We start from the raw sequence: 24,487 nt of genomic DNA, 5'->3' as shown, positions 1-24,487 counted from the left end.
TTATACTATGATAGAGATTGGAAGGAAGGAAAAGGACGTGAAATATTATCAGGCGGAAACGCATTGCCATACCAGCGAGGTAAGCCCGTGCTCGCGCATACCGGCGCAATATCTGGCACAGGGGTATGCGGAGGCGGGATACCGCTATATGATCGTCACCGATCACTATCATCCGATCGTTCTGGAAAAACCGGAGCTGCATGGAAAATCATGGTCGGAGCGCATCGATTTTTTCTGGAGCGGATATGAAGCGGCAAGGCGGGCGATGGAAGAAACGGAACTGGTTGTGCTGCCCGCAATGGAGGTAGCGCTGAATATCCGGGAAGATACCGGTCTTGGCGACGATTTCCTGGTTTACGGAGTTACCAGGGAATTCCTCAAGGACGAGCCTTATCTTTACCGTCTCGATTATCAGGCATTTTATAAAAAGATGCACGAAAACGGCTTTCTTGTATTTCAGGCGCATCCTTACCGCTACGGCCTCCAACCGGTTGAGCCTATTTGCTATGACGGAATTGAAATGGTCAATACCCATCCGCGCCATTTTTCGCGCAATGCGCTTGCGGTGGAGTTTGCGGCAAAGCACAACCTTTGGGTGATCGGCGGCAGCGACGCGCACGGCGAGGAAGATATCGGGCGGGGCGGCGTGATGCTGCCGGACGGAATTACGGGTACGCAGGATTTCATACAATATTATAAGGAGAACGGATCGCCGGAACTGATTGTTACGTTTGGGGCATAAAAAATAGTTTACCCGGTTATTTCAATGGGTATCAATGAAATGAATCACATTGTAGACGATATTTATCATCTATTATGGATAAATGATTGAGGGAAAAGAGGTAAGAGAAATGGCACAAAAAGTTACGAAGGACATGAACATCATGGACATCCTGCAGATCGACGAAGGACTTGCGCCGATTTTTATGGAAGCCGGCATGGGCTGCCTCGGCTGCGCGGCGGCGCACTTTGAAAATCTTGAGCAGGCATGCGCGGTACATGGTATCGATGCGGATGCGCTTGAAGTAAAACTCAACGAGTATCTGGCAGCAAAATAAAAGACGGCGACACCGTTTTACATTACAAAATCTAAAGGAGTTAGGCGAATGGAAAAGTATGTATGCACAGTTTGCGGTTATGTTTATGATCCGGAAGCAGGCGATCCGGATAATGGCGTTGCTCCGGGCACGAAGTGGGAAGATGTCCCGGCTGATTGGGTATGTCCCCTTTGCGGTGCGGACAAATCCGCTTTTGAAAAGGAATAAGCCGCAGGCTGTATTCAGGACGTAACGGAAAACAAAAAAGGCCGGCCATCCAAGTGTGGCCGGTTTTTTGCTGTGTGCGGGAGGGGCGCGAAGGCGGGGCAGAGCCCCGGCTTGACACATATCTTTTGGAACGGTATGATAAACAATACATATGACGGATACAAATACTCATCATTTTGCCGGACAGAAATGTCGAATATATATTGAGGGAACAATTTTATGAAAGTAAAACAATGCTGTATCATGTACGCTGTCCTTCTGGCGTTTGTGTTTTGCGGCTGTGCGGCGGAAGCGGAGAAACCGGTTGCCTCCGCATCGGTCTCCACCGTGCAGGAGGGGAAAGGGGCTTCGGCTCCTCGCGCACCTGAGGCGGAGGGCTCACAGGAGCGTGAGAATGCGGATGCTGAAAGCACAACGGTGACCGGGGAGTACAGCACGGAGGCTTCCGAATTGCCGGATCCGTCCGCCACGCCCATACCTGCCGCGTCTTTTACCTACGGCGGGAGTTACGAAGGAGACGGATATTCGTTCCGCTATCCGCAGGGGACGGAGCTCATCGGCGATGAAGAAACGGTAAAATCTTTCCTGCTTCCGGGACAGGAATATGCCCTGAACGTCACGCGGCTGAACCTCAGCGGGCAAGACGTTACCCTCGAGCAGGCCCTTCCGGTTTACAAAAAAGCGCTGGAGGAGCAGGGGAACGAGATCGTGGGAACGGAGACAGTGCAGGGCTTTCCCTACGACAACGCGCTCATTGAAATGAAGATGAAGGAAGGGAGTTCCACGCTGAATTCGGTACAGGTGTTTTTTCTGGCGGAAGAATATAATTATACGTTTACGGTTTCGTCCCACGGCGGGGAGATGGATACGATGAAGGAAATCGTAACAAAGATCGTAAAAAGTTTTACGACAGGATAGAACACTCTGCTTCCACGGGAAAGGCCCCGGCTTTTGCCGGGGCCTTTTTTGCGTATAAATACCGCATCCATATGATAAACACACGGTCTCTAAAAAAAACAAAAAAATTCTGAAAAAAGATGTTGACAGAGGGAAGGGAGTTTGGTATTATAAATAAGCCGCAAAAAACGCGGCGAACCTTGAAAAATCAATACAGTACCAAGAACGAAAAGGAAATGCTTGAAAGCGGAGCCTAGATCAATATGTTAGTTAAAAACGTCCGAGAGGGCGTTAAGATTTTAATTAAGAGTTTGATCCTGGCTCAGGACGAACGCTGGCGGCGTGCTTAACACATGCAAGTCGAACGAGGTTGCCCTTTGTGAATCCTTCGGGAGGAACTGTGGGTATACCGAGTGGCGGACGGGTGAGTAACGCGTGAGCAACCTGCCCTGCAACGGGGGACAACAGTTGGAAACGACTGCTAATACCGCATGAGACCACGAAACCGCATGGTTTTGAGGTAAAAGGATTTATTCGATGCAGGATGGGCTCGCGTCCCATTAGATAGTTGGTGAGGTAACGGCCCACCAAGTCAACGATGGGTAGCCGACCTGAGAGGGTGATCGGCCACACTGGAACTGAGACACGGTCCAGACTCCTACGGGAGGCAGCAGTGGGGAATATTGGGCAATGGGGGAAACCCTGACCCAGCAACGCCGCGTGAGGGAAGAAGGTCTTCGGATTGTAAACCTTTGTCCTATGGGACGAAAGAAATGACGGTACCATAGGAGGAAGCTCCGGCTAACTACGTGCCAGCAGCCGCGGTAATACGTAGGGAGCAAGCGTTGTCCGGAATTACTGGGCGTAAAGGGTGCGTAGGTGGTCATGTAAGTCAGATGTGAAAGACCGGGGCTTAACCCCGGGGTTGCATTTGAAACTGTGTGACTTGAGTACAGGAGAGGGAAGTGGAATTCCTAGTGTAGCGGTGAAATGCGTAGATATTAGGAGGAACACCAGTGGCGAAGGCGACTTTCTGGACTGTAACTGACACTGAGGCACGAAAGCGTGGGGAGCAAACAGGATTAGATACCCTGGTAGTCCACGCCGTAAACGATGGATACTAGGTGTGGGGCCCGATAGGGTTCCGTGCCGAAGCAAACGCATTAAGTATCCCGCCTGGGGAGTACGATCGCAAGGTTGAAACTCAAAGGAATTGACGGGGGCCCGCACAAGCAGCGGAGCATGTGGTTTAATTCGAAGCAACGCGAAGAACCTTACCAAGGCTTGACATCCTCTGACGACTGTAGAGATACAGTTTCCCTTCGGGGCAGAGAGACAGGTGGTGCATGGTTGTCGTCAGCTCGTGTCGTGAGATGTTGGGTTAAGTCCCGCAACGAGCGCAACCCTTATTGCTAGTTGCCAGCGCGTAAAGGCGGGAACTCTAGTGAGACTGCCGGGGACAACTCGGAGGAAGGTGGGGACGACGTCAAATCATCATGCCCCTTATGTCTTGGGCTACACACGTGCTACAATGGCCGGTACAAAGGGCAGCGAACCCGTAAGGGGAAGCGAATCTCAAAAAGCCGGTCCCAGTTCGGATTGTGGGCTGCAACCCGCCCACATGAAGTCGGAGTTGCTAGTAATCGCGAATCAGCATGTCGCGGTGAATGCGTTCCCGGGCCTTGTACACACCGCCCGTCACACCACGGAAGTTGGGAGCACCCGAAGCCAGTGGCTTAACCGTAAGGAGAGAGCTGTCGAAGGTGAGATCAATGACTGGGGTGAAGTCGTAACAAGGTAGCCGTATCGGAAGGTGCGGCTGGATCACCTCCTTTCTAGGGTGTAGAAAAGAGAAGATTTAGGAAAGCGCGAGTAAGGTATTTTCTTTTCGGTACTGTATGATTTGAAACAGCAAACTGCATAGTAAGCCTTTTAGAGCACATACAGAGATGTATGTGATTTAAAATGGGGGTGTAGCTCAGCTGGGAGAGCACCTGCCTTGCAAGCAGGGGGTCAGCGGTTCGATTCCGCTCATCTCCACCAAGTGGGGGAAAGCGGGAGACACCGGAGCAGCTAACTGAAAATGGGCTCATAGCTCAGCAGGTTAGAGCACACGCCTGATAAGCGTGAGGTCGGTGGTTCGAGTCCACTTGAGCCCACCAAAGCAACCGAAAGGTTGCGGGGCGCGATCCCTGAAAACTAAGAAAGGTGACGGCCGGAAGCGGTTGCGCGAACGAGAGTGAGCGCATAAGTTATCTCGCCGGTGGTTCGAGTCCACTTGAGCCCACCAAAGCAACCGAAAGGTTGCGGGGCGCGATCCCTGAAAACTAAGAAAGGGAGCCCCAAAGCGGCAGCATAGGAAAGACAGAAAGCACCATGTGTGAGCATGGCGAGCGCATGAGGGGATTGAGGCATAGCCTCAAAGCACATTGAAAACTGAATAGTAGAAACGAAAGAGTAGAGCGAAAAGATATCTAAAAACTAATCTGCAAAGATGAAAAAAGGGTAAGATATAATTTTGCGAAAGTCTTAGGGAAAAAGAAAAGTAGACGAAAAGATCAAGCTATGAAGAGCACAGGGTGAATGCCTTGGCATCAAGAACCGAAGAAGGACGTGTCAAGCTGCGAAAAGCTGCGGGGAGTTGCAAGCAAACATTGATCCGCAGATATCCGAATGAGGGAACTCAGCATCTGTAATAGGATGTTACCATATACTGAATTCATAGGTATATGGAGGGAACCCGGTGAACTGAAACATCTAAGTAGCCGGAGGAAAGGAAAACAAAAGTGATTCCCAAAGTAGCGGCGAGCGAAATGGGAAGAGGCCAAACCGGAAGTCTTCGGACATCCGGGGTTGCGGACCCATAGAATCGATCTGACGAATATAGCTGAATAGCATTGGAAAGTGCAGCCAAAGAGGGTAAAAGCCCCGTAAGCGAAATACGAGTCAGCGAGATGGGCACCAGAGTACCACGGGACACGTGAAACCCCGTGGGAAGCCGGGAGGACCACCTTCCAAGCCTAAATATTCCTTGATGACCGATAGAGAAATAGTACCGTGAGGGAAAGGTGAAAAGCACCCCGGGAGGGGAGTGAAAGAGAACCTGAAACCTTGTGCTTACAAGCAGTGGGAGCACTATTGGAAAGTGTGACCACGTACTTTTTGTAGAACGGGCCAGCGAGTTACGGTATGCAGCAAGGTTAAGTGACTGGAGTCACGGAGCCGAAGGGAGACCGAGTCTTAATAGGGCGAATAAGTTGCATGCTGTAGACCCGAAACCGGGCGACCTACCCATGAGCAGGTTGAAGCGGTGGTAAAACACCGTGGAGGACCGAACCACACGTATGTTGAAAAATGCGGGGATGACTTGTGGGTAGCGGAGAAATTCCAATCGAGCTCGGAGATAGCTGGTTCTCCTCGAAATAGCTTTAGGGCTAGCCTCGAGTGAAGATATATGGGGGTAGAGCACTGAATGGACTAGGGGGCTTCACGGCTTACCGAATCTTATCAAACTCCGAATACCATATATTACCTACTCGGGAGTCAGACAGTGTGAGATAAGTTTCATTGTCAAAAGGGAAAGAGCCCAGATCATCAACTAAGGTCCCAAAGTGTAAGTTAAGTGGAAAAGGATGTGGAATTGCAGAGACAACTAGGATGTTGGCTCAGAAGCAGCCACTCATTTAAAGAGTGCGTAACAGCTCACTAGTCGAGTGATTGTGCGCCGAAAATGTCCGGGGCTAAAACTTACCACCGAAGTTATGGGTGCATCGTAAGATGCGCGGTAGAGGAGCATCGTATTAGGATTGAAGCCATACCGGGAGGAGTGGTGGACTTAATACGAGAGAGAATGCTGGCATAAGTAGCGAGAGTGAGGTGAGAATCCTCACCGTCGAAAGCCTAAGGTTTCCTGGGGAAGGCTCGTCCGCCCAGGGTAAGTCGGGACCTAAGCCGAGGACAGTATCGTCGTAGGCGATGGACAACAGGTTGATATTCCTGTACTACCGACCATTCGTTTGACTGACGCAGTGACACAGGAGGATAGCAGGAGCGGGCTGATGGTAGAGCCCGTCTAAGCACTGAGGGTGGAAATTAGTGAAGTACGGTTTCCGCGAAGCCTGAGGTGTGATGGGGACAGAAAATAAGTATGGAAGTCTGTGAATCCACACTGGCAAGAAAAGCTGCTAAGGAGAATGGTAGGTACCCGTACCGCAAACCGACACAGGTAGGCGAGGAGAGAATCCTAAGACGATCGGGAGAAGCATTGTTAAGGAACTCGGCAAAATGACTCCGTAACTTCGGGATAAGGAGTGCCTAGTAAAATAGGTCGCAGTGAATAGGCCCAAGCGACTGTTTAGCAAAAACACAGGTCTGTGCGAAATCGAGAGATGAAGTATACGGGCTGACGCCTGCCCAGTGCTGGAAGGTTAAGGGGAACTGTTAGCGTAAGGCGAAGCAGGGAACTTAAGCCCCAGTGAACGGCGGCCGTAACTATAACGGTCCTAAGGTAGCGAAATTCCTTGTCGGGTAAGTTCCGACCCGCACGAATGGCGTAACGACTTGGGCACTGTCTCAACAATGTACCCGGCGAAATTGTAGTATGAGTGAAGATGCTCATTACCCGCGATAGGACGGAAAGACCCCGTAGAGCTTTACTGCAACTTGGCATTGGATTTTGGTATTGGATGTACAGGATAGGTGGGAGACTGAGAAGCGTTGACGCCAGTTGACGCAGAGTCACTGTTGGGATACCACCCTTCCAATACTAGGGTTCTAACCCGAGGCCGTGAACCGGCTCGGGGACAGTACCAGGTGGGCAGTTTGACTGGGGCGGTCGCCTCCGAAAGAGTAACGGAGGCGCCCAAAGGTTTCCTCAGAATGGTCGGAAATCATTCATTAGAGTGCAAATGCATAAGGGAGCTTGACTGCGAGAGGGACACCTCGAGCAGGGACGAAAGTCGGGATTAGTGATCCGGCGGTATGAGAGTGGAATTGCCGTCGCTCAACGGATAAAAGCTACCTCGGGGATAACAGGCTTATCTCCCCCAAGAGTCCACATCGACGGGGAGGTTTGGCACCTCGATGTCGGCTCGTCGCATCCTGGGGCTGAAGCAGGTCCCAAGGGTTTGGCTGTTCGCCAATTAAAGCGGCACGCGAGCTGGGTTCAGAACGTCGTGAGACAGTTCGGTCCCTATCCATCGTGGGCGCAGGAAGTTTGAGTGGAGCTGTCCTTAGTACGAGAGGACCGGGATGGACGTACCAATGGTGTACCAGTTGTCGTGCCAACGGCATGGCTGGGTAGCTACGTACGGACGGGATAAACGCTGAAGGCATCTAAGCGTGAAGCCCCCCACAAGATAAGACTTCCCATCCTTTATGGAGTAAGACCCCTTGAAGACTACAAGGTTGATAGGCTGGAGGTGTAAGTGCAGCAATGTATTTAGCTGACCAGTACTAATAGGTCGAGGGCTTGATCAACGAAAGTTGAAACAGCAGTCTAACACAAATGACTTAAGACTTTCTCTTTCATGATTTACTATTCAGTTTTGAGTGTGCTGGGCACCTCTTTAAAAAGTTTATAAAATTTCCGGTGGCGATAGCTAAGGGGATCCACCTGTTCCCATTCCGAACACAGAAGTTAAGCCCTTATACGCCTAAAGTACTGCACTGGTGACGGTGTGGGAGGATTGGTAGCTGCCGGATTCCATTTTTTCAATATCCTATGTAGAGGGTCCTTTTGCTTAGTGCTTAAGGGCTTTTTACTTTACTGAAAAATGAAATTTCCATGATTGTGCCTCCAATGTGTAACATATCATTAAACAAGTTACCAAAGATGTATTTCCTTGACTGGAAATTCAGAAATTGCTATAATATTTTAATACTATTTAATTGAGGGAAGCTATGCGTTTTATCGTTAACGCTCTTTTAAGCTTGTGCTGTACGGTCGCGCTTTCTAGAGGATATTTAAATGGAGGGCAGCCGCTTGTGCCTGCCGACAATGTATTCTCTGTCCTTTTTTTTGTATTGTTTTATGTGTTGTTTTATTTCGCCTTTCATTCTCTTTACAGACGTGACACGGTGATAAGCCTTATAGCTGGTTTTGTTTTGGCCGCCTGTACAAGCGCAGGGGCTAATTTTATACAATTTGGTTCACTTGCATTGACGGATAGATACTTCCTGCTGAACTTGGCAGCGTTGACTATAATTTATACGGCGCTCTTCCTTCTGCTATTCAAACATGCCCCTAAACTGAATGGCGCCATAAAAAAAGTTTCCCCTCCAGTCGGAATATACAATCGCCTATTTGGAACGAAATGGCGGGCCTTTTTAACCTTTTTTGCCGTATTGGCTATTTGCTGGCTGCCTGCATTCCTTGCTACATATCCGGGACATTTTTCCTATGACGGGCCCATACAGGCGGCACAGATATTTACCGATGGCAGGCTGAACGCGCACCATCCTGTGGCGCATACGCTTTTTATGACCTCCTTGTTTGAATTGGGAAAACTCATATCCGGCGATTATCAGCTTGGGTTAACGCTGTATTGCGTTATACAGGCGCTTATAGTCGCCGCGTGCCTTTCCTATATGGGCGCTTTTTTGCTTTGCAAAAAGGTGCCTGTTCTGGTGGTACTGCTGGCTATATTGTTTTTGGCGCTCAATCCGTTCGTCCAATACTTTGCTTTCACAACTGCAAAAGACGTTCTATTTGGGGCCTTTTTTCTGCTGGCGATATTGATGATAACCGATATGCTTTTGGATCCGGAAACTTTTTTTGAGAAGAAGGCCCGCATATTCGCTTTTATTATAGTAACGCTGCTGGTGTGCCTACTCCGCAAACAGGGCCTATATGTACTTCTTTTATTCGTGCCTGTCATGTTGGTGATTAACCGCAGACACCTGGTAAAACAGGCCATCGCCATAGTCGTGGGTATAGTCTTGTCTCTAGTGGTCACAGGGCCAGTCTCCACTGCGGCCGGAGTTATACCAAGCCCGCCGCAGGAAGTATTGAGTGTTCCCATACAGCAGTTGGCGCGTGCCATTAACTACGCACCTCCTGAAAAAATAACAGAGGAGGAAAGGGCGGCTATTCTGGAATACATTCCGCAGGAAGCGTTGGATTCCTATATAGCTGAAATATCTGATCCTGTAAAAGATAAGTTTAATCAAGACGCGTATGCCCGCGACCCGGAAGGCTTCTTCAGCATATGGGCGGAGGTGGGGCAAAAAACTCCCGGAATGTATGTAGATTCTTTCTTATATGGCAGCATGGGCTATCTTTATCCTTCACCGGCCCTGATGCATCAATGGGCTGTTATGATGGATTTTTATACGATAGACGACCTGCCCATAGAACGCAACAGCATGTTTCCGGCCTATACAGAGTATCTGGACGATGTCGGGCAATCATTTTTTTCCGGGGTTCCCATTCTTTCCACGTTGGTAAGTCCTGCTGTGCCGTTCTGGATTATGGTGTTAGTTGCGGCCTTTCTATTTAAACGGCGGCAGTACAAAGCGTTAGTGCCGCTGCTCGCCGCTTTTATCTTTCTGTGCAGCCTGTTTTTGGCTCCCGTAATGTGCATACGGTATATAATCCCCCTCTTATACCTTATTCCGCTTATCATATCGCTTCCGTATATTTTCCCCATACAGCGCCGGGAATAGTCCGGATTCGGCAGCTCCTATATAGTGGCGTATTGGTTTGCGGCGTTTATGGAATACAAAAGCCCGCAGCGAAGCACGTTGAAATAAAGGTCTCTTCGTTGACCTAATCAATTTAATATGATAAAATCTTAAAGCCCACTATTTAGGAAAGAAGGAAATCCAATGGATAAGATTGCGGTATTGATCCCTTGCTACAACGAAAGCAAAACGATCAGGAAAGTGGTTCTCGATTACAAAGCCGTCCTGCCGGAGGCGGCTATTTATGTATACGATAATAATTCCACAGACCATACGGATGAGATCGCGCGGGAGGCGGGAGCAACCGTACGATATGAGTATAAGCAGGGAAAGGGCAATGTAATCAGGAGGATGTTCCGTGAAATTGAGGCGGAGTGCTATCTGATGATTGATGGAGACGATACCTATCCTGCGGAATATGCTCCGCAAATGGTGGCCGAAGTACTCGGGAAACAGGCGGACATGGTGGTCGGAGATCGCCTGTCCTCCACTTATTTCACAGAGAACAAGCGTCCGTTCCATAATATGGGAAATTCTTTGGTGAGAAAATCGATTAATGCACTTTTTAAGAGCGATATTAAGGATGTTATGACCGGCTACCGTGCATTTAGCTATCTGTTTGTGAAGACGTTCCCGGTTTTATCGAAAGGGTTCGAGATAGAGACGGAAATGACGATCCATGCAGTAGATAAAAATATGCGTGTTACCAATGTTATCATAGATTACCGTGACAGGCCTGAGGGAAGCGAATCTAAGCTCAATACCTATTCAGACGGTTTTAAGGTATTGAAGACAATTTTTAAATTTTACAAAAACTATAAGCCGCTGGCTTTCTTTTCAATTATCGGCCTTGTTTTATTTGCAATAGGAGTATGCTTTTTCCTGCCTGTTTTGGTTACATATCTTAATACAGGCACGGTTCCGCAATTCCCGTCGTTTATTGCCAGCGGGTTCTTCGTGCTTGCCGCCCTTCAATCTATTTTTGTTGGGCTTACGCTTGATGTTCTGCGGCAGAAGGACAGACATGATTTTGAAATGCGTCTTAATGATATGCAGGAGCGTTTTGGGCGGGAAAAGAAAGATTAAACCTGGGAGTGCCCTTTTATAAGAATGAAAATGGGATATTGCTGATGCTATCGCCGCTCAGCTTCTATATAGAGTGGCTTTTTTAAGATTATTCTGCAATTAATCCCGCTTACTTTTATTGACTATTATCATACCTGATGCCGGAGGGCAATCATCCTGGAAGAGATTCCCCAGGATGGTACGAATAGCGGCAAATGTTTGATCGCTTGGCATTGATAGTAAAACAAACAGGAGAGATACGATATGGAACGTATTCTGAAGAAGACTTACAGAACAGCACATCCGCTGCTGTGGATGCTGCTGGGAGTAGGGATTTGTATTTTTGCGGCCTGCGGATTGGAAATGTTTTATACACGTCTGTTTCCACATATCGTAAACGAGAAGCAGATTTTATTGCAAAGCCCGGAACGTGTTCTCGCCTTTTTTCTGTTTTGTTATTATATTTTTCTTCACTTTGTAATCCAGCCGAAAATTATTTATAGTTTTATTTACAAATACCGTTTTGCACTTGCTTTGGCGGCATTCTTAATCTGTGTAGCCCTGCAGCTGCATGGATCATCTATGAGCATCTGGAATACGTATCTCTTTAAGGGCGATGACCCAAGCAGATTTCAAGAGCCGCTGTTTGGGCTAACGCGAGGGATCCGTTCGGATGAATGGAATGTATTTACACCGCTTGCCATGTCGCAGGAATTTAATGATTATGGAATCACAAATTCGATCTCCCGGGCATGGCCGACGGATATGCTGACGATTTACAATCAGCCTGTATGGGATATCACATTAATAGCAAAACCCTTTTATTGGGGCTATCTTCTGCTTGGGCCGGCATATGGGCTTTCTTGGTTTTGGGCGGGCAGAATGATCGCGCTGTTCCTTGTCACCTTTGAAATGTTCATGATGCTGACTAAGGGAAAAAAAGGCTATTCGGTAATGGCGGCATTCCTTATTGCATTTGCACCGGTGGTGCAGTGGTGGTTTGCGATCAATTTCCTTATAGAGATGCTAGTGGCGGGCCAGCTTGCGGTCCTGATGATCTATCACTTCATGAATACGGACCATTTGCTGAAAAAGGCGCTTTATGCGTTTGTATTTGCGCTGTGCGGCCTGGCATATATTTTTGCACTGTATCCGGCATGGATGATTCCGCTTTTATATGTATTTGCCGTCCTTGCTGTTTGGGTCATCGTTACGAACTTTAAGAATGGAAAGCGGCGGAAAGCCGAATGGTTCTATATCGCCGGTGCGTTTCTTGTGATTGCAGGGATCGCCGGTTTTTGGTATTTGCGGTCCGAGGAGGCGTTTGCGCTGACGATGAACACGGTATATCCGGGAAGCAGGGTATATACCGGCGGGGATGGAGCAGATTTCCTGTTCTCCTATACAACGAATCTTGCAACGCCATACCTTGCAACAGCCAATCCATGTGAGGGGGCAATGATGTATGGCTTTTTCCCATTAACAGAAATTATTGCTTTTACATATTTAGTGAAGAAAAAATTTAAGGATTTACTGGTTGCATTGCTGTTGGCGTTAGATATGTTTTTTCTTATTTTCGCTGTAGCCGGATTTCCGGTGGCGCTTGCTAAAATAACGTTGCTTTCAAATACGACAGTACGTATTATTCCGATCATATGCCTGATTGAAATATTCGTCTTTTTAAGGATTCTGTCGGTCACAGACAATCCTCTGGTCCAGAAAAAATGGCTGCGAATCGTTTTGGTATCTGCAGGCGTAGGGATTTCGGTTATAGCAGTTTATTCAGCGGCCCATTCCTATTATACCTCCATTTTGCCGGAAAGTATGCCAATGGCGTATTGGGTTGGGTTTGTAGCTGTTATGAGTGCATTTATGCTATATTTCTTCGTTCAACGGAGAAAAAAATTAAAAACGATATTTATCATATGCGTATGTTTACTTGCGTTCCTGTCAGGGATGTTCGTAAATCCGGTTATGCGGACAACGGATGCAATCTATGATAAACCTCTGGCGAAAGCAGTACAGGAAATACAGGAGAAAGAGCCCGGCATCTGGATTGGTGCGGATATGACCTCCAATTTTTTGATTGCGAATGGAGCGCCGACCATTACTTCGACTAATATTTTCCCAGCGCTTGAGCGGTGGGAAATGTTTGATGAAAATGGGGAAAAGCAGGATATCTATAATCGATATGCACATATATTCCTATATTTTACAGAGGGAGAAACGGAGCTTGGACCGGGACCGTCCGGGGATACGTTTTCCCTGTATTTAAATCCGAACGATCTTTATCGGCTAGGCGTGAATTATATTTGTGCCTCGCCCGGTCACGTGATCCCGATGGAAAACTTCGGAGGAAGCCTGACGGTTCTTTATGAGGATCAAAATGCAAAAATTTACCGCGTTAATCCCATGGAGTAACCGGCACATTTTCCCTGATGACACTTTACCCTGGAGAGATAAAGCGGTTGTGGTTTAAACAAAAAGGCGTTTCCATCTTTTTCTTTAGGACAGTTTCAGCTGTCAATAAGTAGGATTTTCCGAAGCAAATAGATAGATACGATATACTCGCTTTGGGTAACAAAATATTTCGGAGAGTTTTTCAGCACGCTCCAATATTGCGGGCGGCAAACAAAAAAGCCAGTATCCACAGGGATACCGGCTTTGATTCTTTAAAGCGATTAATATCTCCGCGGACGCCTTCTGCGGTTCCGGCGGCGCGCAATGCGGAAGTGGCGGATCGTACGCATTACAACTACGAACACCCCAAAGCAGATACCGATCCAAATCAGGACCCAGATCAGAATGTAAGTATAGCTGCGTTCAAAGAGAGCGCCCAATGTGCGGTTCTCATCAAGGTTGAACGTATATTCGGCATCCGTACTGATGATTTTACCCGGGATTGCCGCGTCGTACCAGCCGGAGAAACGCCAGTCCTTCTCGGGCGACGCCCCTACGGTTACAACGCTTCCGCCGGGGAACGCACCTTCGCCCGTCACGGTTCCCGTACCTTCCGGGCTGACAGTGAGGTCAAGCTGGTAGGTTGCCGCAAATTTTGCGGTCAGCGTTGCGGGCGTGTCCTCGGCGATCGTAAACGTATAGCTCTGCTCCGTACTGACCGGTTCTTCCGATGAGGGGTCTGTAAACCAACCCATGAAATTATAATTTTCCGCCGGGGTAGCCGTTACGGTAACGCTGGCGCCCAGCATATATTCCGTGCCGTCTTGCTGGACGGTACCTCCGTCCTGCGGAGAGGCTTCCAATCCGACGGTATATTTTTTCTCGAATTTCGCAACATAGGAACGGTCTTCCTCGAGCGTATAGGTAAATTCGGCACCGGACTCATCCACCTGGGTTCCATCCGAACGAAACCAGCCCGCGAAAATATATCCGTCCCTGGGGACCGCTTTTATCGTAGCGTTTGTCCCGGATGCGATTTCTCCGCCGCCGGCAACGTCGTTGACAAAGACGTCACCGCCCTCCGCAGGTTCGGCGGTAACGTCCACCGTATAAGCAAAGGCAGGAACAGCATATGTGAGCACCAATACTATGGTTACAAGAAAGACAACAATTTTCTTCATAAAACTCTCCTAACTAATACATAATATTCTATCCAGAATCGGAAAAAGTGTCAATCTTTTGGGGTAACGTTTCAAAAAAAGTTAATAATATACATTAATTTACCGAAAAAATGATTATGCGTCATGGTAAATGGGGTACATATAAATGCGTGAATGTAAAAAAAGCTGGCTTGATGAAGGATAGCTAATTTTATGCCTGCGGGAAAACGGGCGTATTTGCGTCTCTTAATAATCTAAAATGAAGACAGAAAAGGAGGCCTGGGATGAGAGAGATTTTTTTGGCCGGCGGATGCTTTTGGGGCTTGCAAAAATATTTCGATCAGGTGGTTGGCATAATTACTACTCAGGTGGGGTACGCCAATGGCAGGACAGTAAATCCAACCTATGAAGAAGTATGCTGCGGCGACTCGAATTTTGCGGAAACCGTATGGGTGCGCTACAACGAAAATATAATTGACCTAAAGGGGATACTGGATTTGTTTTTTCGAGTGATTGATCCTACGGTGCGCAACCGGCAGGGAAACGATTTTGGAACGCAATACAGGACGGGGATCTATTACATTTCCGCAGCGGATGAGGCGGAAATCAGGAGGTATGTTGCAGGACTCCGGCAGAAGTATGCGCGTCCGGTTGTGACGGAGGTGGAAAAGCTGCGAAATTATTATACGGCGGAACCGTATCATCAGAATTATCTGGAAAAACATCCGGAGGGATATTGTCATATTGGAAAGGAGGCGTTTCAATATGCTGGAACGTATACACCGTTACAAACGGCCAGATAATGGCGTGCTAAAACAAAATTTGCCGCAGGAACAGTATTATGTCATGGTGGAGGACGGAACGGAACGTCCCTTTTCGAGCGAATATTGGGATTGCGAAAGAGAAGGGATTTATGTGGACGCCATAACAGGCGAACCGTTATTTTCTTCTTTCGATAAATTTCCCTCGGGATGCGGATGGCCCAGTTTTTCAAAACCATTGTGCGGGGAGCATGTTACCATGCACAAGGATTTTTCCCACGGCATGATTCGGACGGAGGTAAGAAGCGCGGAAGGAAATTTTCACCTGGGGCATGTATTTGACGACGGACCGGATGAGATGGGCGGGCAGCGTTACTGCATTAACGGAGCGGCGCTCCGGTTCATTCCTGATTACCGTCTCGGGGAAGAAGGATATGGGTATCTGGTGCCATATCTGAAGGACAGAAAGAAAAAAGCCGGGGAAGAAGATTGAACTGCCCCCAAACAGCCAGGCAAGGAATGAATTAAGCAGGCAGGAGGGTTTGCAGTCTGTGAGCAGCAGAGGGCAAGTCCTTTAGCTTTGCCTTGATACGCCGGTTACCGTAATAATCGGGATAGCCGGGGAAGCAAAATGCACAAGGCGGCGGAAAGGACCGCCGCCAATTTTTTCTTCATAGATTTAGCCCCCTGCGGCTGCTTTTCTTCCCTTTTTAGGTTTCAAGCGGATAAAGGCATGCCTGATATGCGGATTGCTCGTCGGCCGCCGGTCGATATCGAATTGCTTTAAGGATTCCACCAACTGCGACAGCTTGGGATAACCATAGTTGCGCGAGTCAAAATCAGGGTAGCGTTTATTCAGCAAATTTCCGACTGCGCCGAGGAATGCCCAGCCGTCATCGTCTGAAATGTCTTTGACGATGGCTTCCATTGCCCGCGTGACCTGTAAAAGGCTTGCCATAGAAGATTTCTGCCCTGTTTTTTCTGCAGCCGGCCGTTCGGCGGGGGCCTTCTGCGCATCCTCCGTACTGGAAGCAAGGACCTCGAGGTATTTAAATTTTTCACACGCCGCAATGAACGGAGAAGGAGTCTTCTGTTCCCCCATACCGACTACGAACATACCTGCTTCCCGCAAGCGCGCCGCCAGCCGGGTGAAATCGCTGTCCGACGAGACGATACAGAAACCGTCCACATTGCCCGAATACAGAATATCCATCGCGTCGATAATGAGCGCCGAATCGGTCGCGTTTTTTCCCTTAGTATAGCTGTATTGCTGAATCGGGGCGATCGAATAATTCAGTAAGACCTTTTTCCATGCGGCGTTCTGCGGCGTTGTCCAGTCCCCATAAATACGTTTATACGTAGGGATTCCATAGTTGGATATCTCATCAAAAATAAAAGAGATATATTTATCGGAAACGTTATCCGCGTCGATTAATACTGCAATCCTTTTATCATTTTCATTTTCCATAAACTTCTTCTTTCCTGACGATTGAAATAATATAACCCTATTATAACACAAAGGGGCGCGGCTATGCGCATTTCGTTTACAAAAGCGTCCCTTTTTTGTATAATGGAAAGAGTTTTGACAGGCCACAAGGAGGCAATTTTGAAATTATTGATGGGGAACGAAGCAATCGCGCTCGGCGCGATCCGTGCGGGGGTCAATCTTGTGTGCGGATATCCGGGCACGCCTTCTACGGAAGTGCTGGAAACGGTTGCGAAACATAATCCGGGGGATATCCATGTGGAGTGGGCGTCCAACGAAAAGGCGGCGGTGGAGGTTGGCGGGGGCGCCAGCTTCACAGGCGCGCGCGTATTGGTGACGATGAAGCAGATGGGGCTCAATGTGGCCGCGGATCCGCTGATGTGCCTTTCCTATCTTGGCGTGAAGGGAGGCCTCGTCGTACTTGCCGCGGATGATCCGGGGCCGATTTCTTCGCAGACAGAGCAGGATACGCGGCATTTTGCCAAATTCGCCAACTTGCCCGTGCTCGATCCGTCCACGCCCGAGGAGGCGTACCGGATGGTGCAGGAAGCATTCGGCCTCTCCGAGCGGTGGGGTCTGCCGGTGATCCTGCGTCCGACAACGCGCATTTGCCACGCGTCCGCTTCGATCGAAGCGGAACCGCGCAGGGAAAAACATGAATATCCGGGTTTTGAAAAGGATCCGCGCTGGGTCATTTTTCCCAGCCTGTCCCTGAAAAACCACGGGGAACTTGAACGCAAACAAAAGGAGATTGGGAAAGAGTTCTCGCACAGTGCCTTCAACGACACGGAAGGGAACGGCAGCATCGGCATTGTGGCGTCTGGCGCGGCCTATACCTATGCGAAGGAAGCGGTGAAAGAATTAGGGGCAAACGTAACGCTTGTAAAAATCGGCACGCCGTATCCTTTCCCGGAAGACTTCGCCCTGGAATTCATGAAGGACCTCGATAAAGTGTTGGTAATCGAGGAGCTTGATGCGGTCATCGAACGCAGCCTGACGGACATTTTGGGGAAGCATAAAATAAGGCTCGATATCTATGGAAAAGAAACGGGGAATCTTCCCGCAGCGGGCGAGTATACGCATGAGATTGTGCGCGGCGCGATCGCGGGATTCCTCGGCGGCGCGGTAAAGGAGACAGCGGCCAGCACTCCGCCGGCTCTGCCTGCCCGCCCGCCGGTGCTGTGCGCAGGATGCCCGCACAGAGCGTCCTTTTATGCGGTAAAAACGGCAATGAAGGGTATGGAGGCGGTGTTTACGGGCGATATCGGCTGTTACACGCTTGGAAACGCGAAGCCGCTCGACATGGTAGACACCTGCCTGTGCATGGGCGCGGGAGTCACTGTGGCGCAGGGGCTTTACCACATGGAGCCGGATAAGAAATATTTTGCCTTTATCGGGGATTCGACCTTTTTCCATACGGGCATCCCGGGCATCGTGAACGCGGCCTATAACCAGGCGAAAATCACGGTGGTGGTACTCGACAACAGTACGACGGCGATGACCGGGCAGCAGCCCCATCCGGGAACGGGAAGGACGATGATGGGGACGGAATCGCCCCAAATCGACATAGAGGCGATCCTTCGCGCGAGCGGCGCAGGGTGGGTAAAGACCGTCAATCCATTCAATTTTAATGCGGCGGTTGCTGCGGCAAAAGAGGCGGCGGAGTTTGACGGCGTATCGGCGGTCATTTACCGGGCGCCGTGCATTGCCCTGCGCAAACCGGAAGCGGTTTATGAAATCAATAAAAGCTGCATCGGCTGTAAAAAATGTATCCGGGAGATCGGCTGCCCGGCTATTTCCGTGAAGGACGGCGCGGTGGGAATCGAGCCTTCCCTGTGTTACGGCTGCGGCCTGTGCACCTATGTATGTCCGGCTGCGGCAATCGTGGAGGTGCAGGAATGAAACATGATATTTTGATCGCCGGCGTCGGCGGGCAGGGGACGGTCCTTGCCTCGAAGCTGATCGCGCAGGCGGCCATGGAGGAAGGACAGTTTGTGCGTACCTCCGAAACGATCGGTATGGCGCAGCGGGGCGGCTGTGTGGTCAGCCATGTGCGTATCGGCGCCAAGGATGAAGGCAGCGTGATTCCCCTGAACGGCGCGGACCTGCTGCTAGGTTTCGAACCCGCGGAGGCGGCGCGCAGCTTGGCGCGCCTGCGTAAGGGCGGAAAGGCAGTCGTCAACACGGCGCGGGTCATTCCGGTAACGGCTTCCCTTTCCGGGCAAGCCTATGAAACGGAAGAAATTTTTGAATACTTAAAACATGGGGCGCAGGTGTGGATGCTCGATGCGACGGGCATCGCGGAAGCGTGTGGCAACGCAAAAGCGGCAAATATGGTGATGCTTGGCGCGGGGATCGGCGTGGGAGCGATCGGGTACAGCTTGGAATGTATGGAAGAATTGCTCGGCCGGAGGCTCCCCGAGAAGCTGCTGCCGGTTAACCGAAAGGCGCTGCGCGCAGGATGCGATTATGTACGCGGGGCAGGAGGAGAGAAAGAGTGACGGAGACACAATACAGGTTGTTTTTGAAACAGCTTAGGAACGCGTACGAAAACAGCGCGTTTTATAGACAGAAATTTACGGACTGCGGGCTTTTACCGGAGGATATCAAGTCGCCGGAGGATATTAAAAAAATTCCGTTTACAGATAAAACAGACCTTCGGAAGGCTTATCCGCTGGGGCTTATGGCCGTACCGGAGGAACGGATCGTGCGCATCCATTCCACCTCGGGTACGACGGGAGATCCGGTCATCATCCCGTATACGGCGCAGGATGTGGCGGATTGGTGCGAAATGTTCAAGCGCTGCTATGAGATCGCCGGGGTGACCGCGGCCGACCGGGTGCAGATCACGCCGGGGTTTGGCCTGTGGACGGCCGGCATCGGGTTCCAGACAGGTTGCGAGGCGCTGGGGGCGATGGCGGTGCCTATGGGTCCGGGCAATACGGAAAAGCAACTCAAAATGATGGTGGATATGAAGACGACGGTGCTTGGCTCCACATCCTCCTATGCCCTGCTGCTTGCCGAGCAGGTACAGGAACGGGGACTTTTGGAAAGCCTGGCGCTGAAGAAAGGCATTATCGGTTCGGAACGGTGGAGCGACAAAATGCGCAAACGCATCCGCGAAGGCCTGGATATCGAGCTTTTCGATATTTACGGGCTGACGGAGATTTACGGGCCGGGAATTTCCATTGACTGCGGGCAGCATTCAGGTCTCCATTATTTCGACGATTTCCTGTATTTTGAGATTATCGACCCGGAGACGGGAGAGAATGTGCCGGATGGAGCATATGGGGAAATCGCCATCACGACGCTCCGCAAGGAGGGTGCGCCGCTGCTGCGTTACCGCACGCACGATATGTCCCGCCTGCTCCCGGGAAAATGCGCCTGCGGGAGGACGTATCCGCGCCACGACCGGATTCTTGGGCGTACGGATGATGTGGTCAAGGTGAAGGGGGTCAACATTCACCCAAGCCAGATCGATATCCTGCTGAAGGGCGTGGAAGGCGTGAGCAGCGAATACATGGTATCTCTTACCAAAGAAGGAAGCAAGGATAAAATGATCCTGCGGTTTGAAGCGGAGGAGGGCGCGGACCTGCGCGGCCTCGAGCAGCTTGTCGGCCATGCGTTCAAACAAAGGATCGGCATCCGTATCAATGTGGAAGCCGTGCCCTTGGGCGCGCTCCCGCGCAGCGAGAAAAAGACCAAGCGGATCCATGATCTGCGGTATCAGTGAGCCAAGGGCCATTCGGGAAGGGCGGCCTTGCTTTATTCTGGAAAATACGCGGATTCCGTTTCGCAAAGGCGGGCGCGGACGGATGAACGGGGCAGCGGCTTTTTTGTTTGCGTTTCCGCGCAGGGTGACGTAGAATGAAGGGGAACTCATTAAAATTTATATGGAGGGCCTTGTTATGGGAAAGAAAGCGGTTATTCTGGTAGATATGCTGAACGACTTTGTGACGGGCGCGCTCACATGCGACCGGGCAAAGGCAATCGTACCGCAGCTCGAAAAACTGGTAAAGGCGGCGCGGGAAAAGGGAGTATATGTGATTTACGCGAACGACGCGCATATCAAAGGGGTCGACCGTGAGCTTCAATTATGGGGCGACCATGCGATTATCGGCACAGGAGGCGCGGAAGTGATCCCGGAGCTTACGCCGCAGGAAGGAGATTTTGTGGTCCCGAAACGCAGGTACAGTGGGTTTTTCCAGACGGACCTGCACCTTCTCCTCACTGAGCTGGGCGTGGATACGGTCATCATGACGGGCCTGCACGCGCATATGTGCGTGCGGCACACGGCGGCGGATGCGTATTACTGGGGGTATGGGATCATCGTGCCCACAGATGCGACAGATTCCTTTACCAAAGAGGATTATGAATACGGCATCCGGTATTTGAAAGATATTTACGGCGCGCAGCTCACGACGGTGGACGAGCTCGTGGAAACATTCTGACCGAAGCATGGCAGCCGTCCTTCCTGCGGGAAGGACGGTTTTTTTGAATAAGCAGACAGAAAAAAGAGTTTTGACACTGGAAGGAAGAGGATATCTCCAAAATAGGTGCGGCACATTGTCATGTGCGTGGAAATGGGGTAAAATAGAACTAATATTGGAGGGTGCGTGAAATGAAACGTTATATCATTGCCCTTGACCAGGGGACGACCAGTTCCCGGTGTATCATCTTCGATCAGGATTGCAACATCATATGTGTGAAGCAGCGTGAATTTACGCAGTATTTCCCGCAGGATGGATGGGTGGAACACGACCCGGTGGAGATCGTGTCGTCCCAGCTCGGCGTGCTCGAGGAGGCGGTGGATACGGCGGGGATCTTTTTGGACGAAGTGACCGGGATCGGCATTACCAACCAGCGGGAAACGACGATCGTATGGGAAAAGGCGACAGGGAAGCCCGTCTATAACGCTATTGTGTGGCAGTGCAGGCGTACAGCCGCCATTTGCGAACAGCTGAAGCGGGACGGCATGGCGGATTATATCATGGAAACGACGGGCCTTGTGATCGATGCGTATTTTTCCGCGACTAAGATAAAGTGGATATTAGATCATGTGGACGGCGCACGGGAGCGTGCGGAAAAAGGAGAGCTTCTGTTCGGCACGGTGGATACGTGGCTGCTGTGGAACCTGACCAAGGGGAAGGCCCATGTGACGGATTACACCAATGCGTCGCGCACCATGATGTTCAATATCCGCAGCCTTAAGTGGGACGAAACCATTTTAAAAGCGCTCGGTATCCCGCGCCAAATGCTGCCCGAGGTAAAAAGCTCAAGCGAACTGTACGGTTATGCGGAGGTCTACGGGAAGAAAATTCCCGTTGCAGGCATCGCGGGCGACCAGCAGTCCGCTTTGTTCGGGCAGGCGTGTTTTGGCGCGGGACAGGCTAAGAATACTTACGGGACGGGCTGCTTTATGCTGATGAACACGGGGGAAAAGCTGTGCCGCAGCAAAAACGGCCTGCTGACGACTATTGCGGCAACGCCCAAAGGAACGGTGCATTATGCGATCGAGGGGAGCGTATTCATGGGCGGCGCGGTAATCCAGTGGCTGCGTGATGAAATGCGGTTCATCCAGGCGAGCGCCGACAGCGAATATTTTGCTCAGAAAGTGCCGGATAACGGCGGGGTGTATCTTGTGCCTGCGTTTACGGGCCTTGGCGCGCCCTACTGGGATATGTATGCGCGGGGAACGATCATCGGCCTTACGCGCGGGGCGACGGCGGAGCATATCATCCGTGCGGCGCTTGAATCCATCGCCTACCAGACAAAGGACGTGCTTGACGCCATGCAGGCGGATACGAAAATAAAGCTCGGCAGGCTGAAGGTGGACGGTGGAGCTTCCGCGAACAATTTCCTTATGCAGTTCCAGGCAGACATCACCGAAACTCCGGTCATGCGTCCCCGGGTACGTGAGACGACGGCGCTTGGCGCGGCCTATCTTGCAGGGCTTGCGACGGGCGTATGGGAGGACACGGAGGAAATTTCCGGCAAGTGGACGCTTGACAAGCGGTTTGATCCGGCCATGCCCGCGGAAAAACGGGAGCGGCTGACAAAGCACTGGTATAAGGCGGTGTCCCGCGCAAAGGACTGGCAGGATACGTGAAATATCCAATTTAACCGGGCACGGGCGAAGTCGGATTGTGATAGCCAGCGGTTCTTTTCCTGCCCGGAGAGTAGAAAAGAATTCCATCAATATCAAATGAATGAGCGCCCTGAGGACCGGGCCAGGCAAGCGGCCTTGGGGGAGGAACACCAGGCGGGCTTTTGAGGCGAAGCCCTGAATCTTCTATGAAAGAGGAATTTTATGCAATATTATGACGTGATTATCATCGGCGGCGGCATTACCGGCTGCGCCGCTGCATATGAGTTTTCAAAATATGATTTTAAAACGGCGCTTCTGGAGAAGGAAAACGACGTGGCATGCGGCAGTACGAAGGCCAATAGCGCGATCATCCACGCGGGCTACGATCCCGAGCCGGGGACGCTGATGGCGAAATACAACGTACGCGGCAACGCGCTGGCTCACCGGTTGGCAAAAAAGCTGGATATCCCCTTCCGTGAGACGGGTTCGCTTGTGCTTGCCTTTTCGGACGAGGAAGTACGCGAGGTGCGTAAGCTTTATGAAAACGGCGTGGCCAACGGCGTACCAGTGGAGATCATTTCCGGGAAGGAGGTCCTGCGGCGGGAGCCGAACATTTCAGACCGGGTGCGGTGTGCGCTGTGGGCGCCCACGGGGGCGGTCATCAGTCCGTGGGAATTTGCGGCCGCCCTGATCGAAACGGCTGTCACAAACGGTGTGGACTGCTATCTTTCGAGCGGCGTGAAGCGCCTGAGCCGGCAGGACGGCATGTTTGAAATAACCGCGGGCAACCATGAAAAATACCGCGCGAACTATATTGTCAACGCCGCCGGATTATATGCGGACAAGGTTTATGAAATGGCGGGCGGCTCAGGCCTCCGTATTACGCCCGTACGCGGGGAATATTTCCTCTTCGATAAGACCATGGGCGGCATCGTTTCCACGGTGGTGTTCCAGTGCCCGACCAAGCTGGGAAAGGGCGTGGTCGTTGCGCCCACGGTGCACGGGAACCTATACGCCGGGCCAGACAGCAAAACAGCGGAGGCCCGCGACGATACTGCGACCCATATGGACGAGCTGGAATATGTCCGGCAGATGGCGGTGAAATCCGTGCCGACGATCGATTTTTCGCAGAACATCCGGAACTTTGCGGGCCTGCGAGCCGTGGCGGGAGACGATTTTGTGGTCGGGGAGTCGGAGATTCCCAACTTTATCAACGCCGCGGGGATCAAATCGCCCGGGCTTTCTTCCGCACCCGCAATCGCGGAAGACCTTGTGCGGATATTGGAAGGCTGCGGTCTCGCCCTGCACAGGAAGCCGGAGTTCCAGGGGGAACGCCGGGTGCTGCGCATGAATGAAATGTCCTTTGAAGAGCAGGACGCGCTGATCCGGAAAAATCCTGCCTATGGGCGTGTGGTGTGCCGCTGTCAGACGATCACGGAAGGGGAGATCGTGGATATCCTGAAAAGGCCGGTCGCGCCGCGCAGCATCGACGGCATTAAGCGGCGGTGCGCGGCAGGTATGGGCAGGTGTCAAGGCGGGTTTTGTGAGCCGCGTATCCACGATATCATGGCACGGACGCTCGGAATCCCCATGAGAGACATCTTGCAGGATACCGAAGGAAGCTATATCGTGACCGGGGAGACAAAAGAGGACTGACGGCGCGCATATGCGGAAGGTTCCGG

General features: G+C 50.9%; 17 protein-coding genes, 2 tRNA genes and 3 rRNA genes. 20 read left to right on the top strand and 2 right to left on the bottom strand.

Annotation, left to right across the window (positions count from 1 at the left end):
• Positions 1–7 precede the first annotated feature (7 nt).
• The 12 genes from B1H56_RS08235 to B1H56_RS08180 all read left to right on the top strand — a co-directional run bounded on the left by B1H56_RS08235 (position 8) and on the right by B1H56_RS08180 (position 13,331).
• Positions 8–742, top strand: coding sequence for a PHP domain-containing protein (locus B1H56_RS08235; RefSeq protein ID WP_156468723.1), 735 nt, complete (start codon positions 8–10; stop codon positions 740–742).
• Between the two features lie 109 nt (positions 743–851).
• Positions 852–1,058 (top strand): DUF1858 domain-containing protein, encoded by a 207-nt coding sequence (locus tag B1H56_RS08230; protein WP_066523109.1) that lies wholly within the window; start codon positions 852–854, stop codon positions 1,056–1,058.
• 48 nt (positions 1,059–1,106) lie between these two features.
• Positions 1,107–1,265, top strand: a complete 159-nt coding sequence (gene rd / locus B1H56_RS08225) for a rubredoxin (protein ID WP_066523108.1) — start codon at positions 1,107–1,109, stop codon at positions 1,263–1,265.
• A gap of 219 nt (positions 1,266–1,484) precedes the next feature.
• Positions 1,485–2,183, top strand: a complete 699-nt coding sequence (locus tag B1H56_RS08220; RefSeq protein ID WP_066523107.1) for a hypothetical protein — start codon at positions 1,485–1,487, stop codon at positions 2,181–2,183.
• Between the two features lie 278 nt (positions 2,184–2,461).
• Positions 2,462–3,997 (top strand): 16S ribosomal RNA (locus B1H56_RS08215).
• A 132-nt stretch (positions 3,998–4,129) separates the two neighbouring features.
• Positions 4,130–4,205: transfer RNA gene (locus B1H56_RS08210), tRNA-Ala, on the top strand.
• Positions 4,206–4,247: 42 nt separating this feature from the next.
• A tRNA-Ile gene (locus tag B1H56_RS08205) sits at positions 4,248–4,324 on the top strand.
• A gap of 394 nt (positions 4,325–4,718) precedes the next feature.
• Positions 4,719–7,640, top strand: a 23S ribosomal RNA gene (locus B1H56_RS08200).
• A gap of 108 nt (positions 7,641–7,748) precedes the next feature.
• Positions 7,749–7,865: ribosomal RNA gene (gene rrf / locus B1H56_RS08195) — 5S ribosomal RNA — on the top strand.
• Together the 16S, 23S and 5S rRNA genes with 2 tRNA genes alongside form the textbook arrangement of a ribosomal RNA operon.
• Before the next feature lie 198 nt (positions 7,866–8,063).
• Entirely contained in the window at positions 8,064–9,827 is a 1,764-nt protein-coding gene (locus tag B1H56_RS08190; RefSeq protein WP_147554706.1) for a DUF6020 family protein, read from the top strand.
• 162 nt (positions 9,828–9,989) lie between these two features.
• The gene (locus tag B1H56_RS08185; RefSeq protein WP_066521646.1) at positions 9,990–10,931 is read left to right on the top strand and encodes a glycosyltransferase family 2 protein; all 942 of its coding nucleotides are present in this window, start codon (positions 9,990–9,992) and stop codon (positions 10,929–10,931) included.
• Positions 10,932–11,174: 243 nt separating this feature from the next.
• Positions 11,175–13,331: a DUF7657 domain-containing protein gene (locus tag B1H56_RS08180; protein ID WP_066521654.1), complete on the top strand. Its 2,157-nt coding sequence runs from the start codon at positions 11,175–11,177 to the stop codon at positions 13,329–13,331.
• 260 nt (positions 13,332–13,591) lie between these two features.
• On the opposite strand, the gene B1H56_RS08175 is transcribed toward B1H56_RS08180, so the two are convergent.
• Positions 13,592–14,491: an InlB B-repeat-containing protein gene (locus tag B1H56_RS08175; RefSeq protein ID WP_066521657.1), complete on the bottom strand. Its 900-nt coding sequence runs from the start codon at positions 14,489–14,491 to the stop codon at positions 13,592–13,594.
• 263 nt (positions 14,492–14,754) lie between these two features.
• Here B1H56_RS08175 and msrA point away from each other — a divergent pair, with 263 nt between their 5' ends.
• Together msrA and msrB are read left to right on the top strand one after the other, a co-directional pair.
• Positions 14,755–15,273, top strand: coding sequence for a peptide-methionine (S)-S-oxide reductase MsrA (msrA, locus tag B1H56_RS08170; RefSeq protein WP_066521662.1), 519 nt, complete (start codon positions 14,755–14,757; stop codon positions 15,271–15,273).
• Positions 15,236–15,724, top strand: a complete 489-nt coding sequence (msrB, locus tag B1H56_RS08165) for a peptide-methionine (R)-S-oxide reductase MsrB (protein ID WP_066521664.1) — start codon at positions 15,236–15,238, stop codon at positions 15,722–15,724. The genes msrA and msrB overlap by 38 nt, the downstream gene beginning before the upstream one ends.
• A gap of 186 nt (positions 15,725–15,910) precedes the next feature.
• Here the strand turns inward: msrB and B1H56_RS08160 are convergent, their stop codons facing one another.
• Positions 15,911–16,699: an NYN domain-containing protein gene (locus tag B1H56_RS08160; protein ID WP_066521668.1), complete on the bottom strand. Its 789-nt coding sequence runs from the start codon at positions 16,697–16,699 to the stop codon at positions 15,911–15,913.
• 150 nt (positions 16,700–16,849) lie between these two features.
• On the opposite strand from B1H56_RS08160, the gene iorA reads away from it, so the two are divergent.
• From iorA to B1H56_RS08130, 6 genes are all read left to right on the top strand, one after another.
• Positions 16,850–18,619: an indolepyruvate ferredoxin oxidoreductase subunit alpha gene (gene iorA, locus B1H56_RS08155; RefSeq protein ID WP_082771229.1), complete on the top strand. Its 1,770-nt coding sequence runs from the start codon at positions 16,850–16,852 to the stop codon at positions 18,617–18,619.
• Positions 18,616–19,218: an indolepyruvate oxidoreductase subunit beta gene (locus B1H56_RS08150; protein ID WP_066521671.1), complete on the top strand. Its 603-nt coding sequence runs from the start codon at positions 18,616–18,618 to the stop codon at positions 19,216–19,218. The genes iorA and B1H56_RS08150 overlap by 4 nt, the downstream gene beginning before the upstream one ends.
• On the top strand, positions 19,179–20,450 hold the full coding sequence (locus B1H56_RS08145; protein WP_066521673.1) for a phenylacetate--CoA ligase family protein: 1,272 nt from the start codon (positions 19,179–19,181) through the stop codon (positions 20,448–20,450). Before B1H56_RS08150 ends, B1H56_RS08145 begins: the two co-directional genes overlap by 40 nt.
• Positions 20,451–20,625: 175 nt before the next feature.
• On the top strand, positions 20,626–21,168 hold the full coding sequence (locus tag B1H56_RS08140; protein ID WP_066521674.1) for a cysteine hydrolase family protein: 543 nt from the start codon (positions 20,626–20,628) through the stop codon (positions 21,166–21,168).
• Positions 21,169–21,338: 170 nt separating this feature from the next.
• A complete protein-coding gene (gene glpK / locus B1H56_RS08135) occupies positions 21,339–22,826 on the top strand; it encodes a glycerol kinase GlpK (protein WP_066521676.1) in 1,488 nt (495 codons plus the stop codon).
• Between the two features lie 201 nt (positions 22,827–23,027).
• Positions 23,028–24,461 (top strand): NAD(P)/FAD-dependent oxidoreductase, encoded by a 1,434-nt coding sequence (locus tag B1H56_RS08130; RefSeq protein WP_066521678.1) that lies wholly within the window; start codon positions 23,028–23,030, stop codon positions 24,459–24,461.
• The last annotated feature ends 26 nt before the right edge of the window (positions 24,462–24,487 follow it).

The organism is Christensenella minuta (assembly GCF_003628755.1).
Taxonomy (GTDB): domain Bacteria; phylum Bacillota; class Clostridia; order Christensenellales; family Christensenellaceae; genus Christensenella; species Christensenella minuta.
Note: the sequence above shows the minus strand (reverse complement) of the source record. Positions and strands in the feature narration are given on the sequence as shown.

What these genes read in the sequence shown, in the direction of transcription:
- msrB (WP_066521664.1), top strand. Translation starts at nt 15,236, where the DNA reads ATGCTGGAACGTATACACCGTTACAAACGGCCAGATAATGGCGTGCTA.
- B1H56_RS08235 (WP_156468723.1), top strand. Translation starts at nt 8, where the DNA reads ATGATAGAGATTGGAAGGAAGGAAAAGGACGTGAAATATTATCAGGCG.
- glpK (WP_066521676.1), top strand. Translation starts at nt 21,339, where the DNA reads ATGAAACGTTATATCATTGCCCTTGACCAGGGGACGACCAGTTCCCGG.
- B1H56_RS08190 (WP_147554706.1), top strand. Translation starts at nt 8,064, where the DNA reads ATGCGTTTTATCGTTAACGCTCTTTTAAGCTTGTGCTGTACGGTCGCG.
- B1H56_RS08150 (WP_066521671.1), top strand. Translation starts at nt 18,616, where the DNA reads ATGAAACATGATATTTTGATCGCCGGCGTCGGCGGGCAGGGGACGGTC.
- B1H56_RS08175 (WP_066521657.1), bottom strand. Translation starts at nt 14,491, where the DNA reads ATGAAGAAAATTGTTGTCTTTCTTGTAACCATAGTATTGGTGCTCACA.
- B1H56_RS08145 (WP_066521673.1), top strand. Translation starts at nt 19,179, where the DNA reads ATGCGATTATGTACGCGGGGCAGGAGGAGAGAAAGAGTGACGGAGACA.
- B1H56_RS08220 (WP_066523107.1), top strand. Translation starts at nt 1,485, where the DNA reads ATGAAAGTAAAACAATGCTGTATCATGTACGCTGTCCTTCTGGCGTTT.
- iorA (WP_082771229.1), top strand. Translation starts at nt 16,850, where the DNA reads ATGGGGAACGAAGCAATCGCGCTCGGCGCGATCCGTGCGGGGGTCAAT.
- B1H56_RS08185 (WP_066521646.1), top strand. Translation starts at nt 9,990, where the DNA reads ATGGATAAGATTGCGGTATTGATCCCTTGCTACAACGAAAGCAAAACG.
- B1H56_RS08160 (WP_066521668.1), bottom strand. Translation starts at nt 16,699, where the DNA reads ATGGAAAATGAAAATGATAAAAGGATTGCAGTATTAATCGACGCGGAT.
- rd (WP_066523108.1), top strand. Translation starts at nt 1,107, where the DNA reads ATGGAAAAGTATGTATGCACAGTTTGCGGTTATGTTTATGATCCGGAA.
- B1H56_RS08130 (WP_066521678.1), top strand. Translation starts at nt 23,028, where the DNA reads ATGCAATATTATGACGTGATTATCATCGGCGGCGGCATTACCGGCTGC.
- B1H56_RS08230 (WP_066523109.1), top strand. Translation starts at nt 852, where the DNA reads ATGGCACAAAAAGTTACGAAGGACATGAACATCATGGACATCCTGCAG.
- msrA (WP_066521662.1), top strand. Translation starts at nt 14,755, where the DNA reads ATGAGAGAGATTTTTTTGGCCGGCGGATGCTTTTGGGGCTTGCAAAAA.
- B1H56_RS08180 (WP_066521654.1), top strand. Translation starts at nt 11,175, where the DNA reads ATGGAACGTATTCTGAAGAAGACTTACAGAACAGCACATCCGCTGCTG.
- B1H56_RS08140 (WP_066521674.1), top strand. Translation starts at nt 20,626, where the DNA reads ATGGGAAAGAAAGCGGTTATTCTGGTAGATATGCTGAACGACTTTGTG.